Origin of the sequence: Pseudomonas lundensis (assembly GCF_001042985.1) — a bacterium.
Taxonomy (GTDB): Bacteria; Pseudomonadota; Gammaproteobacteria; order Pseudomonadales; family Pseudomonadaceae; genus Aquipseudomonas; species Aquipseudomonas lundensis.
The window spans coordinates 155,791-170,788 of the sequence record NZ_JYKY01000005.1; the positions used below are offsets into that span (position 1 = coordinate 155,791).

Below are 14,998 nucleotides of genomic sequence, written 5' to 3' on the forward strand. Positions count from 1 at the left end.
AGTGAGGGGGCTTACCTGCTCTGTCACGCGAGATGTGAAATCGGCTCACGGCGGCACATAAAAATCAGCCGCTTAAACGTTGGACTCAACTGTCACCCAATAACGAGTAAATCGCTTGACCCGCACGGGCAGGCTGACGTGCAGCAGATCGAGCACGCGTTCAGTGTCGTCAATCGGGTAGGTGCCGGAAATCAGCAGGTTGGCGACTTTGGGATCGCAATGGAGCTGGCCGCGACGGTATCGGCTCAGTTCGGCGATAAAGTCTTCCAGGCGCATGTGCGCGGCCACTAAAATGCCATCGGCCCACGCGCCGCTGCCCGCGTCGAGTGCGTGTGGGGTGCTCCATGCCTGAGGGGTAAAGCTCACCTGCTGGCGCGCTTCGAGTTGCAACGGGCTGCCGGGGTAGGTCTGTGGCGCCAGTTGCACGCGTCCTTCAAACACGGCGATGTGGGTGCGGTCGCGGAACTGGCGCAGGTTGAAACGCGCCTTGTCCGGCTGCAACACACCGTGAGCGGTGTGCACGTGCAAGGGGCGCGCCTCTTGGGCGACGGTCATTTGCACCTCGCCGTCGAGCAAGCGAATCAGCCGTTGTTGTGCATCGAATCTCACGTCCACCGAACTGCCGGTGTTCAGGCGGATCTGGCTGCCGTCGTGCAGGTTCACAGTGCGCCGTTGGCCGATCGGGCTGCTGTAATCGGCCAGCAGCGGGGTCAGCGGCAGTTGCTCGCGCAGGCCGTAGGTCATGGCCGACCCGGCGCCCAACAGCAGCAACAGTTTCAGGGGCTGACGCCGGGTGTGCGTTTGCGGGGCGTTCAAGGCCGCGTGGGCGAGGGGCGACGATAACCTGCGCAGGCGCTGGTTGACTCGCTGAATGTGGTCCCACGCCCGCTGGTGTTCAGCATGGGCGTCGAGCCACTGTTGCCACGCGCGCTGGCGCCGCGGGCTCAGCGCGCCGCCTTGCATTTCCACCAGCCAGCTCACGGCCTGTTCAGCGACCTGTGGCGCGATCTCTGGCGGGGTGTTGAAGACGCCGTTCATAGCGCGAAATAGCAGCGCATGGCGGCTTTGTTCAAATGACGTTTGACGGTCGCAATCGAAATGCCCAGTTGCGCGGCGATGTCGGCGTAGCTGAGGCCATCGACTTGTGCGAGCAAAAAGGCACGCTTGACCGGGGACGGCAGGCCGTCGAGCAATTGGTCCAGCTCCATCAGGGTTTGCAGGATGATGGCGCGCTCTTCTTCACTGGGCGCCAGCGCTTGCGGTTGCTCGGCCAGGGCCAGCAGATAAGCACGCTCAAGGTCTTGGCGACGGTAATGATTGAACAGCACGCGCTTGGCGACCGTGGTCAAAAACGCCCGTGGCTGCGCGATGTCCGGCGTCTCCCGTGCCGTGAGCAATCGCATGAACGTGTCTTGTGCCAGGTCGGCGGCGCCTTGCGGGCAGCCGAGCTTGTGCCGCAGCCATCCCGTGAGCCAGCGGTGGTGGTCCAGATACAGGCCTTCAATGGTATTTGACTGCGACAACCACCACCCCGAGTGCACCGAACGCGCTTTAGAGAACAAGAATTGTTCGCATTGTAGGGGTGAGCCCTTGTCTTGGGCAATCACTGACGATCGTCAGGCGGATGCGCAGGCCGTCATCTGCTTTTGCATATGAGAATATTTATCATTAGTATCGCTTTCCTTTAGCCCACCTTCGACGCCCATGAATCCTCCCCAACATCAGGAAGGCCCTGACAGCGAATCGCGCCATGGACGTGCGCATTTCCTTCAGGTGTTTCTCTCCCAGCGCCCGCAAATGGAAGCCTTGGTCAGTCGTCGCGTGGGCTGTCGGGCCACCGCGGCGGATCTGGTGCAGGATTTGTTCGTGCGGTTTTGGCGTCGTCCGCTGGTGCAGGTCGAAGAATTGGGCACCTATTTATTGCGTTGCGCGGGCAATATCGCCATTGACCATTTGCGCAGCGAAGGCTCGCGCGGGCGGATCAATCAGCACTGGCAGCAAGACGCTGACACCCACGGCTGCGAGCCGCAGGCTGCGTTGGAGGCGGGCAATGATTTGCGTCAAGTCGAGGCTGCCTTGCGCGGTTTGCCGGAACGCACGCGGCATATCTTTTTGCTCAACCGCATTCATGGCCGCACCTATGCCGAGATCGCCAAGGTCATGGGCGTGTCCCAAAGCGCCGTGGAAAAACATATGATGCGCGCCCTTGAGGCCTGCAAGGCCAGCCTGCGTGAGCCGCCGACCGGGAAAGCACCGTGATGAACCGTTCGACGATTGAGGTAACGCCCGAGCAAGAGCGCACCGCGCTGGCATGGTTGAGCGTATTGCACGACCAGCCCGACAGCGGCGATCAGGCCACCTTCAGCCGCTGGCTGCACGCCGACCCCGCCCATGCCGAGGCCTACGCACAAGCCCAGGTGGTGTGGGAGTTGAGCGAAGTGGCGGGCAGCCGGTTGGCCGAAGAAGAGGCGCTGGTTATGCAGCGCTACCTGTCGGCGATGAACGTCTCGAAACGCATCCGCGTCTGGCAATGGTCCAGTGGCGTGGCCGTCGCGGCGTGCCTGCTGCTGATGCTCGGGGTATTCGCCGGGTGGCAGCCGGCGCGCTGGATCGACGACCTGGGCGCCGATTATGTCAGTGCGCCAGGTCAGGTTCGGACCCTGACACTGGCGGACCAATCCCGGGTCACGCTGGATGCCGACAGTGCCATTGCGGTGAACTTCAGCGGCGGCGAGCGCCATGTGCAATTGCGACGTGGCGTGGCGTTTTTTCAGGTCAGCCACACGGGCGAGCCTTTTGTCGTGGACGCCCAGAACGGCGAAGCGCGAGTGATGGGCACCGAATTTGAAGTGCGCAGGCAACCGGAAGGCGCGCAAGTGACGGTCTTGTCAGGGCGCGTCGGCGTGAAGGCCGGTGCGCACGCGCCGCAGCAGATTCTCAGCGCCGACCAGCAAGTGGCGTATGACGGCGGGGTGTCGGGTGCTGTGCAGGGGGTCGACAGCAAGGCTCGGCTGGGCTGGCGATCAGGCTGGCTGACCTATTCGAAAACCCCGCTGGTGGACGTGGTGGCCGATCTCAAGCGCTACTTCCCGGGCCAGATCGTACTGTTGAATACCGAGTTGGGGCAGCGACGTATCAGCGGCAGCTTCCCCAGCCATGACCCCCAGGCCGTGCTCAATTCGCTGCAAGGTGTGCTGGGGTTTGAACAGCACACCGTGTTTGGGCGCTTGATCGTGTTGCGCTGACACGGCCCTCACGGTAGAGACCGGGGACAGCGTTTACACATGAGACCGGGGTCGGTAGCAGGTGAAACTGAGCTCACGCACATCCCGTTCCCTCTCCTTGCGCAAGAGGGGACGGGGGAGGAGAAAACGGCGCAATTATTTTTCAGTCCGGGGGTGAGGTATACCCCGCGCCCATCCGTGTAGTGCTTGAAAATGCGAAAAATTCGCATTACGTAACAGGTCGGTACACAGGTCATGAGCATGAAGTCCCAGGCAAGGTCAGCGCATCGCGGTTCGATTACACAGGGGTTAGGCGCTTCGGCGTTGTTGATGGTCGGTCTGGCCTTAACCCCGTTGAGTGTGGCCATCGCGGCTGACACCCCGGTGCAGCACAGCGCGACGCAATTTGCGTTCAACCTGCCCGCAGAACCCTTGCCGCAAGCCTTGAATGACTTCAGCCGCGTGACCGGCCTGAGCGTGGTGTACACCGACGAAGCGCCCTATGGCCTGCAAGCGCCCGCCATCAACGGCCGCATGAGTGCCGAGCAGGCGCTGCAACAATTGCTCGCCCAGTCGGGCTTCAATGCGCGTCGCACCGACGCCAATACCTTCGCCCTTGAGCCTGCGCCCACGGCCGGGGCCTTGAATCTGGGGGCGACCAGCATCACGTCGCTGGCCATGGACGACTTCAGTTACCAGCCGCCTGCCGTGACCTCGGTCGTGCGCGGGCAGGGCGACAGCATGGAGATCCCGCAAACCGTCAACGTGGTGGCCGCGCAGGTGATCCGCGACCAAGCGCCGCGCAATCTGGATGACGCGCTGAACAACATCAGCGGCATCACCCAGGGCAACACGCTGGGCAGCACTCAGGACTCGGTGATGAAACGCGGGTTTGGCGACAATCGCGACGGCTCGATCATGCGCGACGGCATGCCGCTGGTGCAGGGCCGGGCGCTCAATGCCACGGCTGAGCGGGTCGAAGTGCTCAAGGGCCCGGCGTCGTTGCTGTATGGCATTCAAGACCCCGGCGGTGTGGTCAACGTAGTGAGCAAAAAGCCGCAACTGGCGCAGTTCAACGCGCTGACCGTGCGCGGCTCGACCTACGGTTCGGGCAAAAACGGCAGCGGCGGCCGTTTTGACAGCACCGGCGCACTGGGCGAGTCGGGGCTGGCGTATCGGATGATCGTTGACCACGAAGACGAAGATTACTGGCGCAATTTCGGCACTCACCGTGAAACGCTGATCGCGCCTTCGCTGGCGTGGTATGGGGACACCACGCAGGTGTTGCTGGCGTACGAGCACCGCGAATTCCTGTCGCCGTTTGACCGTGGAACGGCCATCAACCCGGCCACCAACCACCCGTTGGACATCCCGGCCACCCGCCGTCTGGATGAACCTTTCAACAACATGGAAGGGCGCTCGGACCTGTACCGGCTGGAAGTCGACCACACCCTCAACGACAACTGGAGCGCCCATGTTGGCTACAGCTGGAACCGCGAAACCTACGACGCCAGTCAGGTGCGGGTCACGGCGGTCAATCCGAAGACCGGCACGCTGACGCGCAAAATGGACGGCACCCAAGGCGCAATCACCACCGACCGCTTTGCCACGGTCAGCCTGCAAGGCAAGGTGCAAGCGGCGGGCATGCAGCACGATCTGGTAGTCGGGCTGGACGACGAGTACCGCAAAATCTATCGCGCCGACCTGATCCGCCAGAACAGCCAGTACCCTTTCAGCTACCTCAACCCGGTGTACGGCAAGGAGGTGGCGGGCACCACCGTCAGCGCCAGCGACAGCAATCAGACCGATGTGCTGCGCAGCGACTCGCTGTTCCTGCAGGACTCGATTCACCTCACCGATCAATGGATTTTCGTCGCGGGCGGGCGCTTCCAGAAATACGACCAACTGGCAGGCAAGGGTCGCCCCTTCACCGCCAACACCGACACCAACGGCCAGACCTGGGTTCCGCGTGCCGGGCTGGTGTTCCGCTACACCGATGAGCTGTCGTTTTATGGCAGCTATACCGAGTCGTTCAAACCCAACTCCACCATTGCCCCGCTGACCGGTGGCGTGGTGCTGGACTCGGCCATAGCCCCCGAACAGGCCAAGTCCTGGGAAGTGGGCGCCAAACTGGACATGCCGGGGCGCATCACGGGCACGCTGGCGCTGTATGACATCAAAAAACGCAACGTACTGGTGTCTACCACCGTGGGCGACGACACGGTGTATTCGGCGGCGGGCGAAGTCAGCTCGCGCGGGTTGGAACTGGACGTCAGTGGCCAGCTCAGCGAGCAGTGGAGCCTGATCGGCAGCTATGCCTACACCGATGCGCAAGTGACCAAGGACCCGATCTACAAGGGCATGCGCCTGCAAAACGTGGCGAAAAACAGTGGCTCGCTGTCGGCGGTGTATGACTTTGGCACGGTCGTGGGCGGCGATAAATTGCGCGTGGGGGCGGGTGCCCGGTATGTGGGCGAGCGCGCCGGGGATGCGCTCAATGACTTCGACCTGCCCGGTTACACCGTGGCCGATGCCTTCGCCACTTACGACACCCGGGTCGAAGGGCAAAAGGTCACACTGCAACTCAACCTCAAAAACCTGTTCGACCGCACCTACTACACCTCGGCAGCAAGCCGCACCTTCGTCTCCATGGGGGATTCTCGGCAAGTCTCGGTGGCCAGCACGCTGGAGTTTTGAGGCGTCAGGGCCTGAACGCCGCGCGGTATTCGCCCGGCGTCGCGCCCAGGGTTTGCCTGAACCGGTTGGTGAAGTGACTGGCGCTGGCAAAACCGCAGGCCATTGCAATCTCGCCCAACGCCAGTGAGCTGTGGCGCAACAACTCCCGCGCCCGGTTCAGGCGTCTGGCCAAGACGTATTGATGCGGCGCCAGACCAACACTTTCGCGAAACATCCGGGCGAAGTGATAGGGCGACAACGCGCACTGCGCCGCCAGTTGGCCGATGCTCAATGGCTCGGCCAGTTGCTGCTCGATGGTCTCGACCAACTGCCGACGCTGATACGCCGCCAACCCGCCTTTCAGTGGCAAACCGTCGCGTTTGCCGACCTGACTGAGCACGGCATGATCGAGCAATTCATTGGCCAGGCTGCTGGTGAGCAGGCGCTCGCCCGGTTCGGCCCAGTTGAGTTTCAACAATTGATGAAAGCGCCGGGTCTGCTGTGCGTCGTCCAGGAACGTGAACTCGCGCAATTGCAGGGTGCGCGGTTCTTTATCCAGCAAATGAATGCAGCCCAGCGCGAATTGCTCCTGACTCACGTACACGTGGGCCAGGCGAATCGCGCCATTAATCACCCAGGCCGACGCATGCTCGGCGGGTAATACGCAGAGTTTGCCCGGCGCGCCTTTGGTGCCCGGTTGCTCCCGGCGAAACGTGCCGGTGCCGCCCGAGATGTAGCACGACAACGTGTGGTGGGTCGGGGCTTGGTAGTCGCGAGCGTCGTGATGGTTGCTCCAAAGGGCTGCGGCCATGCCGTCACCGAGCTCGGCACTGTGCTCAAGGCGAGCATTGGGCGAGCGGCTCATGGATTGAAACACTTGCAGGGTATCGAAAGCAGGCATGGTCAGTTCTCCAACGTTTTGCATCCTACTCCTGCGTGCGCGCACTGCCAGCCCTGCGCCCAACAAAAGCGCAAGAATCTGCAAGTGCGCCCACGGGCGCGGATTCACACTGAGGTCCACCTTCAGGAGCGCGCCATGAACCTATCGTTATATGTATTGACCGTGTTGATTTGGGGCACCACCTGGATCGCCCTCAAGTTGCAACTGGGTGTGGTGGCGATTCCGGTGTCCATCGTGTATCGCTTTGGGCTGGCGGCACTGGTGCTGTTTGCGCTGTTGTTGCTCAGCCGCACATTGCAGGTCATGAACCGGCGCGGGCACCTGATTTGCCTGGCTCAGGGGCTGTGCCTGTTTTGCGTGAACTTCATGTGTTTTTTAACCGCCAGCCAATGGGTGACTACCGGTTTGATCGCGGTGGTGTTTTCCACCGCCACGCTGTGGAACGCGTTGAACGCGCGGATCTTCTTCAAGCAGAAAATCGCCCGTAACGTGCTGCTGGGCGGTGGTTTGGGGTTGACCGGACTGGGCTTTCTGTTCTGGCCCGAGGTGAGTGCACACACCGCAACCCCTGAGACGATGTTGGGCCTGGGGTTGGCCTTGCTGGGTACGATGTGTTTTTCGGCAGGCAACTTGCTGTCGAGCCTGCAACAAAAGGCCGGCCTCAAACCCCTGACCACCAACGCCTGGGGCATGCTGTATGGCGCCAGCCTGCTGGCGCTGTACTGCGTGATAAGGGGCATCCCGTTCGACATGGAATGGAACACCCGTTATATCGGCTCGTTGCTGTATCTGGTGATCCCCGGATCGGTGATCGGCTTTACCGCGTACTTGACGCTGGTGGGGCGCATGGGCCCGGAACGCGCCGCCTATTGCACGGTGCTGTTCCCGTTGGTGGCGCTCAACGTGTCGGCCTTCGCCGAGGGGTATCAGTGGACAGCACCGGCCTTGATGGGGCTGGTGCTGGTGATGCTTGGCAACGTGCTGGTGTTTCGCAAGCCCGCCCGGCCGGTGTTGCAGGCCAAAGTGGCTTGAGGCTGCCCGGCGTCAGCCTTTGAACACCTGCGGGTTGACCAGATCCTGCGGCCGCTCGCCGAGCAACGCGCTGCGCAAGTTAGCCAGCGCGCGCTGGGCCATGGCGTCGCGGGTTTCGTGGGTCGCGGAGCCGATATGGGGCAGGGTGACGGCGTTCTTGAGCTGGAACAGGGGCGAGTCGCTGAGCGGCTCTTTTTCGTACACATCCAGCCCGGCCCCGCGAATCGTGCCATGTTGCAGGGCGTGGACCAGCGCGGCTTCGTCCACCACGGGGCCACGGGAAATATTCACTAAAATGGCGCTGGGCTTCATCAGTTTCAACTCACGCGGACCGATCAGGTGACGGGTCTTCTCGCTCAACGGCACCACCAGGCACACGAAGTCAGCTTCGGCCAGCAACTGCTCAAGGCTGCGGTATTGCGCGCCCAGTTCGTGCTCAAGGTCGGTCTTGCGGCTGTTGCCGCTGTAGAGGATCGGCATGTTGAACCCCAAACGCCCTCGGCGTGCCACCGCCGCGCCGATATTGCCCAGGCCGACGATGCCCAGCGTTTTGCCATGCACATCGCAACCGAACAGCGCGGGCGGCACGCTGGCCTGCCATTGACCGGCCTTGGTCCAGGCGTCCAGTTCTGCGACACGCCGGGCGCTGCTCATGATCAGGGCAAAGCCCAAGTCCGCCGTGCTTTCGGTCAGCACGTCCGGGGTGTTGGTGAGCATGATCCCGCGTTCGTTGAAGTAGTCGACGTCGTAATTGTCGTAACCCACTGAGACGCTGGACACCACTTCCAGCTGCGTGGCGTTTTCCAGCTGCTGGCGGCCCAATTTGCGCCCGACACCGATCAAACCGTGGGCGTGGGGCAGGGCCTGATTGAACTGTTCATTGATGTCGCCCAGCTTGGGGTTGGGCGCGATGACGTTGAAGTCCTGTTGCAGGCGCTCGATCATCTCGGGGGTGACGCGGCTGAAGGCGAGAACGGTTTTCTTTGTGCTGGAAAGGCTCATCGGAACAAGGCTCATCGGCTGGCGGGAATGTGAGCACGCTAACATTCATGGCCGAAGATTGCAGCGTTTCAAGCCCTTCCCGATCCTCCCTCGCGGGGGGAGAAGATCAGGAGGGGCTGGCTGCGGGTCAGCTGTACGTCGCCAACTCTGTCTGATGCGCGGTCAAAATTTCCGGCAGCGAACCGCGCAGGTATTCCACCCACGTTTTGATCTTCGCATCCAGGTACTGGCGCGACGGATAGATGGCGTACAGGTTCAGTTCCTGCGAGCGGTACTGGGGCAGCATGCGCACCAGGGTGCCGTTGCGCAGGCCGTCGATGGCCGCATACACCGGCAACACGCCCACCCCCATGCCACTGGTGATCGCGGTTTTCATCGCGTCAGCCGAGTTGACCAAAAACGGTGAGGTGTTAATCAGCACCATTTCCTGGCCTTCAGGGCCGTCGAACACCCATTTATCCAGCGGAATGACCGGGCTGACCAGCCGCAGGCAGGCGTGGTTGAGCAGGTCGCTGGGTTTGGTCGCGGTGCCGTTGGCTTTCACGTAACCGGGCGAGGCACACACAATGCTGTAGGTAATGCCCAGACGCTGGGACACAAACCCCGAGTCCGGCAGCTCACTGGCCAGCACGATGGACACGTCATAGCCTTCGTTGAGCAAGTCCGGAACGCGGTTGGCCAGGGTCAGGTCGAAGGTCACGTCCGGGTGGGTCTTGCGATAGCGGGCAATGGCGTCGATCACAAAGTGCTGACCGATGCCGGTCATGGTGTGCACTTTCAATTGCCCGGCAGGGCGCGAATGGGCGTCGCTGGCCTCGGCTTCGGCTTCTTCTACATAGGCCAGGATTTGCTCGCAGCGCAGCAAGTAGCGTTTACCGGCTTCGGTCAGGGCGATGCGCCGGGTGGTGCGGTTCAGTAAGCGGGTTTGCAGGTGGGCCTCAAGGTTCGAGACCGCGCGCGACACGTTAGCGGTAGTGGTATCCAGCATGGCGGCTGCCGCCGTAAAACTTCCGGCTTCAGCCACGCAACTGAACGCGCGCATGTTTTGCAAGGTGTCCATGGGGTGCTCTCAGAGGGCAATAAAAGGGACAACAACAACGTAGACAGCAACAAATTGTGACATGAAGTTTCAGTGTTTACCGAGGCTTATGCATTCGACCAACGGATTATCCTGATAACGGTAATAAAGATTCACAGTTATGCCAGCTTATCGTTGCGTGTGCCAACCCATAGACTTATCCGACTCAAGCCTTCTCCCCCCCTCATGCAGGAATTTGCAGCAGTGCCGCGTCGCATCAGCAGAGAGCTTAAAGCCCTCAGTGTTCTGGCTTTATCGTTAGCATTAAACGGCTGTATCGGTTTCGGTGGCATCGGCCCCAAAAGCCAGATGATGTCCGCCAATACCCTGGCCACGGACGAAGCGATTCAAGACGCCGCTAAAGACGCAAACTGGCCCAGGGCCCAGTGGTGGCACGCCTATGGCGACCCCCAACTGGATGCCTGGATCAGCCTCGCGGTGCAGGGCAGCCCCACCATGGCCATGGCCGCCGCCCGTGTGCGTCAGGCCAAAGCCATGGCGGGTGTGGCCGAGTCTGCCGAGTCGCTGCAAATCAATGGTGAATCGACGCTCAAACGTCATAACTGGCCGTCCGACCCCTTCTATGGGCCGGGCGCGCTGGATAACGCCACCACCTGGGACAACAACGCGGCGCTGGGCTTCAGTTTTGCCCTCGACCTGTGGGGCCGTGAAAGCAATGCCACCGAACAGGCCGTGGACATGGCGCACATGAGTGCCGCCGAAGTCCGCCAGGCCCAGCTCGAATTGCAGAACAACGTGATCCGCGCCTACATCCAGTTGTCGCTGCATTACGCCCAGCTCGACATCATCGAGTCGACCCTGCACCAGCAGGAGCAAATTCTCGACCTGGCGCAAAAACGCCTGGATGGCGGCATCGGCACGCATTTTGAAGTGAGTCAGGCGCAAGCCCCGCTGCCGGAGATTCACCGTCAAATTGATGCGCAGGAAGAAGAAATTGCCTTGACCCGAAACCAGTTGGCCGCATTGGCCGGTAAAGGTCCGGGCGAGGGCGCCCGATTGAAGCGCCCGACACTGGCGTTGGGCACCGCCCTCAAATTGCCGTCTGCCTTGCCTGCCGAGTTGCTCGGCCAACGGCCTGACGTGGTCGCCAGCCGCTGGGAAGTCGCCGCTCAAGCACGCGGCATTGACGTCGCCCATGCCGGTTTTTATCCCAACGTTGATTTGGTGGGCAGCATCGGTTTCATGGCCACCGGCGGCGGGGCGCTGGAGTTCCTGACCGGTAAAAAACTCACTTACAACGTGGGCCCGGCCATCACGTTACCGATCTTCGATGGCGGCCGATTGCGCTCCGAATTGGGGGTGGCTTCAGGCGGGTATGACATGGCCGTGGCCAAGTACAACCAGACCCTGGTCACTGCGCTCAAGGGCATTTCCGATCAACTGATCAAACGTGAGTCGATGGAAAAACAGCAAGCATTCGCCGCCGAGTCGGTTGAAGCGGCGCAGAAAACCTACGACATCGCCATGGTCGCCTTCCAGCGCGGCCTGACCGACTACCTCAACGTGCTCAACGCACAAACCCTGCTGTTCAAACAGCAGCAGATTCAGCAGCAGGTTCAGGCCGCGCGCCTGAGTGCCCATGCCGAGCTGGTGACGGCGCTGGGTGGCGGCCTGGGGGCGGGCAACGACGTGCCCAAGGACGACCGCTATGTCCCGGACAAACCGCCAGCGGTGATGGCGATTTTCAACCATTGATCTTCGTCCGCCTTCCATGACTTCCAAACCCCTGATGGCTAACGCTGAGAGCCTATAGATGAACCATTTGCCCGCCCCGGTACGCTGGCTGTATTCGCTGGAATGGCGCCGAGGCTTTTTTGACTGGGCACGCAGCGATGGCGTGACCTGGGTGCATATTTTCAAAGTACTGGTCGCGGCGTTTCTGACCCTGTGGCTGGCCATGCGCCTGGAGTTGCCGCAGCCGCGTACCGCGATGATCACCGTGTTCATCGTGATGCAACCGCAGAGCGGTCAGGTGTTCGCTAAAAGCTTTTATCGCTTTTTGGGCACCCTGACCGGGTCGGCCGTGATGGTGGCGCTGATCGCGCTGTTCGCGCAAAACACCGCCTTGTTTCTCGGTGCCATGGCGATCTGGGTCGGCATTTGCTCGGCCGGTGCCGCGCGCTGCCGTAACTTTCGCGCCTATGGCTTTGTACTGGCCGGGTACACCGCGGCGATGGTGGGCTTGCCCGCGCTGGCGCACCCCGATGGCGCGTTCATGGCCGCCGTGTGGCGGGTGCTGGAAATCTCGCTCGGCATCCTCTGCTCCACCGTGATCAGTGCCGCGATTTTGCCGAAAACCGCAGGCGCGGCGATGCACAACGCCTTGTACCAGCGCTTCGGTGTGTTCGCCGGATTCGTGGCCCAGGGCTTGCGCGGCCAGTCCACCCAGCAAGACTACGAAGCCAGCAACGTGCGTTTCATTGGCGAAAGTGTCGGGCTCGAAGGCATGCGCAGCGTGACCGTCTTCGAAGACCCGCACATGCGCCGCCGCAGCGGTCGCCTGAGCCGCCTGAACAGCGAGTTCATGGCCATCACCACGCGCTTCAATGCGCTGCACCAATTGCTGGCCCGTCTGCGCAGCCGTGGCGTGGTGCAAGTGGTGGGCGCCATTGAGCCGGAGCTGGAGCTGCTGGCGCAGTTGCTCGACACCTACAGCGGCCGTTCGCTGACCGACAAGGACGCCGCCGTGCTGGCCGAACAACTGGCGGCGTTCAAGGCCGGTTTGCCGGAGCACGTGCGCAACCTGCGGGTCCAGTTTCTGGAAACCGACCCCAGCCCTTCGGACTTTCTGGACTTCAACACCGCTTATGAGCTGTTGTACCGGTTTGTCGACGACATGCTCAGCTACGCACTGACCCACGCTTCGCTGGCCGATCACACCCACGAGCGCGAGCGCTGGGATCAGCCCTTCATCTCGCAAACCAACTGGTGGTCGGCGGCGGCCTCGGGCATACGGGCCTCGTTCATTCTGGTGGTGCTGGGCACGTACTGGGTGATGACGGCCTGGCCCAGCGGCGCCACCATGACCCTGATTGCCGCCGCCACAGTGGGCCTGTCGGCGGCGACGCCCAACCCCAAGCGCATGGCTTTTCAAATGGCCTGCGGGACGTTCATCGGTGCGGTGGTGGGTTTTTTCGAGATGTTCTTCGTGCTGCCCCACATCGACGGTTTCCCGTTGCTGTGCCTGGTGCTGACCCCGGTGATCATGCTTGGCTCATTCCTGACATCGCGTGCCAATTACGCCGGGGTCGGGCTGGGGTTGTTGATCTTTTTCAGCACCGGCTCAGTGCCCGACAACCTGACCGTTTACAACCCGTACCAGTTCATCAACGACTACATCGCCATGGTCATCGGCATGCTGGTCTGCGCCGCTGCTGGCGCAATCATCCTGCCGCCCAACAGCCGCTGGTTATGGAGCCGTCTGGAGCAAGACCTGCGCGAGCAAGTGGTGTACGCCATCAGCGGCAAGTTGAAAGGCTTGAGCTCCAGCCTCGAAAGCCGCACCCGCGACCTGATGAATCAGGCCTACGGTCTGGCCGCCGGTCAGCCGCAGGTGCAACGGACCTTGTTGCGCTGGATGTTCGTGGTGCTGGAAGTGGGCCACGCGATTATCGAATTGCGCAAAGAACAAGCGATTTTGCCGATTCACCCGGCCTACGCCGAATCTCAGCCCTGGCGCCAGGCGATCCGCGTCATGGGCCGGGCCTTGGTGCGCCTGTTTATCAGCCCCGGCGAAAGCAACCTGGAACGCGCCCTGATCGCCGTGGACCACGCCATCAGCCGGGTGCAGGCCACCGACGAACCGTTTGCCCGCAACTTCGACACCTCGGCGTTGGTCCGGGTGCAAAGCTACCTGCACTTCATTCGTACCTCACTGCTGGATCCGCAATCGCCGCTGGCCGCCTACGCGCAGCCGCAAGGACTTGAACATGCCTCGTGAAATCGCCTTCCACGGCGTCTATATGCCCACCATGACCCTGATGTTTTTTATCGCGGCGGGGTTGGCGTGGGGCTTTGACCGACTGTTTTCCGGCTACGACCTGTACCGCTTCTTCTGGCACCCGGCGCTGCTGCGCCTGAGCCTGTTTGCTTGTCTTTTTGGCGCCATGGCGCTCACTGTTTACCGTTGAGACCGATCCGATGAAAAAGTTCTTCAGCCTGCTTGCCACCTTGCTGGTTTTGGCCCTTGCAATATGGATCGGCCGAACCCTGTGGGTGCATTACATGAACACCCCCTGGACCCGCGACGGCCGCGTGCGCGCCGACATCATCAACGTCGCGGCGGACGTCAACGGTTACGTGGTCAACGTGCCGGTCAAGGACAACCAGTTGGTGAAAAAGGGCGACGTGTTGCTGGAAATCGACCCCGAGCACTACGAAATTGCCGTCAAACAGGCCCAGTCGCTGGTGGCTTCGCGCAAGGCCACGTGGGAGATGCGCAAGCTCAACGCCCATCGCCGGGCGGACATGGACAACCTGGTGATCTCAAAAGAAAACCGTGACGACGCCACCAACATCGCGGATTCGGCCCTGGCCGATTACCAGCACGCGCTGGCCCAGCTCGATGCCGCGCTGCTGAACCTCAAACGCACCCAAGTACTGGCCACGGTCGATGGTTACGTCACCAACCTGAATGTACACCGGGGCGACTACGCCCGGATCGGTGACCCGAAAATGGCGGTGGTCGATAAAGATTCGTTCTGGGTGTATGGCTTCTTCGAAGAAACCAAACTGCCGCACATCCGCGTGGGCGATAAAGCCGAGCTGCAAATGATGAGTGGCGAAGTGCTCAAAGGTCACGTCGAGAGCATCTCGCGCGGCATCTACGACCGGGACAACCCCGAAAGCCGCGAGTTGGTGGCCGACGTCAACCCGACATTCAACTGGGTGCGTCTGGCCCAGCGGGTGCCCGTGCGTATCCACATCGACGAAATCCCCGAGGGGTTCCTGCTCGCTGCCGGCACCACCTGTACCGTGATCGTGCAACAGGATGACGTGGACACGCATCCCGAGCACTAAGGGGCTGTGCGCGTATCACCTATAGCCAGCGACGCGGCTTGCCAT

13 protein-coding genes are annotated in these 14,998 nt (G+C 61.7%); 8 read left to right on the forward strand and 5 right to left on the reverse strand.

Features of this window, described 5'->3' with window-relative positions:
• Nucleotides 1-72: 72 nt before the first annotated feature.
• Nucleotides 73-1,038 carry a FecR domain-containing protein gene (locus tag TU74_RS06245; RefSeq protein ID WP_048375598.1) on the reverse strand — a complete coding sequence of 322 codons (966 nt, stop codon included), beginning with the start codon at nt 1,036-1,038 and terminating at the stop codon, nt 73-75.
• Complete coding sequence (locus tag TU74_RS06250) at nt 1,035-1,523, reverse strand: sigma-70 family RNA polymerase sigma factor (RefSeq protein WP_047280069.1); 489 nt, start codon at nt 1,521-1,523, stop codon at nt 1,035-1,037. The genes TU74_RS06245 and TU74_RS06250 overlap by 4 nt, the downstream gene beginning before the upstream one ends.
• A 181-nt stretch (nt 1,524-1,704) precedes the next feature.
• Between TU74_RS06250 and TU74_RS06255 the strand changes: the two genes are divergently transcribed.
• The 3 genes from TU74_RS06255 (at nt 1,705) to TU74_RS06265 (ending at nt 5,921) form a co-directional block, all read left to right on the forward strand.
• On the forward strand, nt 1,705-2,259 hold the full coding sequence (locus tag TU74_RS06255) for an RNA polymerase sigma factor (RefSeq protein ID WP_080960300.1): 555 nt from the start codon (nt 1,705-1,707) through the stop codon (nt 2,257-2,259).
• A complete protein-coding gene (locus tag TU74_RS06260) occupies nt 2,259-3,245 on the forward strand; it encodes a FecR family protein (protein WP_186349312.1) in 987 nt (328 codons plus the stop codon). The genes TU74_RS06255 and TU74_RS06260 overlap by 1 nt, the downstream gene beginning before the upstream one ends.
• Nucleotides 3,246-3,485: 240 nt before the next feature.
• A complete protein-coding gene (locus tag TU74_RS06265) occupies nt 3,486-5,921 on the forward strand; it encodes a TonB-dependent siderophore receptor (RefSeq protein ID WP_048375601.1) in 2,436 nt (811 codons plus the stop codon).
• A 4-nt stretch (nt 5,922-5,925) separates the two neighbouring features.
• On the opposite strand, the gene TU74_RS06270 is transcribed toward TU74_RS06265, so the two are convergent.
• Nucleotides 5,926-6,801, reverse strand: a complete 876-nt coding sequence (locus tag TU74_RS06270) for a helix-turn-helix domain-containing protein (protein WP_048375654.1) — start codon at nt 6,799-6,801, stop codon at nt 5,926-5,928.
• 135 nt (nt 6,802-6,936) lie between these two features.
• Here TU74_RS06270 and TU74_RS06275 point away from each other — a divergent pair, with 135 nt between their 5' ends.
• Nucleotides 6,937-7,833 (forward strand): DMT family transporter, encoded by an 897-nt coding sequence (locus TU74_RS06275; RefSeq protein ID WP_047273421.1) that lies wholly within the window; start codon nt 6,937-6,939, stop codon nt 7,831-7,833.
• Nucleotides 7,834-7,845: 12 nt separating this feature from the next.
• Here TU74_RS06275 and TU74_RS06280 read toward each other — a convergent pair whose 3' ends face one another.
• Both TU74_RS06280 and TU74_RS06285 read right to left on the reverse strand, forming a co-directional pair.
• Complete coding sequence (locus tag TU74_RS06280) at nt 7,846-8,835, reverse strand: 2-hydroxyacid dehydrogenase (protein ID WP_048375603.1); 990 nt, start codon at nt 8,833-8,835, stop codon at nt 7,846-7,848.
• Between the two features lie 127 nt (nt 8,836-8,962).
• Nucleotides 8,963-9,895 (reverse strand): LysR family transcriptional regulator, encoded by a 933-nt coding sequence (locus TU74_RS06285; RefSeq protein WP_047273423.1) that lies wholly within the window; start codon nt 9,893-9,895, stop codon nt 8,963-8,965.
• A gap of 222 nt (nt 9,896-10,117) precedes the next feature.
• Here TU74_RS06285 and TU74_RS06290 point away from each other — a divergent pair, with 222 nt between their 5' ends.
• Genes TU74_RS06290 through TU74_RS06305 form a run of 4 tightly spaced genes read left to right on the forward strand, consistent with a single transcriptional unit; the run spans nt 10,118 to nt 14,953 of the window.
• A complete protein-coding gene (locus TU74_RS06290; RefSeq protein ID WP_048375605.1) occupies nt 10,118-11,629 on the forward strand; it encodes an efflux transporter outer membrane subunit in 1,512 nt (503 codons plus the stop codon).
• A 58-nt stretch (nt 11,630-11,687) separates the two neighbouring features.
• Entirely contained in the window at nt 11,688-13,874 is a 2,187-nt protein-coding gene (locus tag TU74_RS06295; protein ID WP_047282096.1) for an FUSC family protein, read from the forward strand.
• Entirely contained in the window at nt 13,864-14,064 is a 201-nt protein-coding gene (locus tag TU74_RS06300) for a DUF1656 domain-containing protein (RefSeq protein ID WP_016781859.1), read from the forward strand. The genes TU74_RS06295 and TU74_RS06300 overlap by 11 nt, the downstream gene beginning before the upstream one ends.
• A 10-nt stretch (nt 14,065-14,074) precedes the next feature.
• The gene (locus TU74_RS06305) at nt 14,075-14,953 is read left to right on the forward strand and encodes an efflux RND transporter periplasmic adaptor subunit (RefSeq protein ID WP_047280056.1); all 879 of its coding nucleotides are present in this window, start codon (nt 14,075-14,077) and stop codon (nt 14,951-14,953) included.
• The last annotated feature ends 45 nt before the right edge of the window (nt 14,954-14,998 follow it).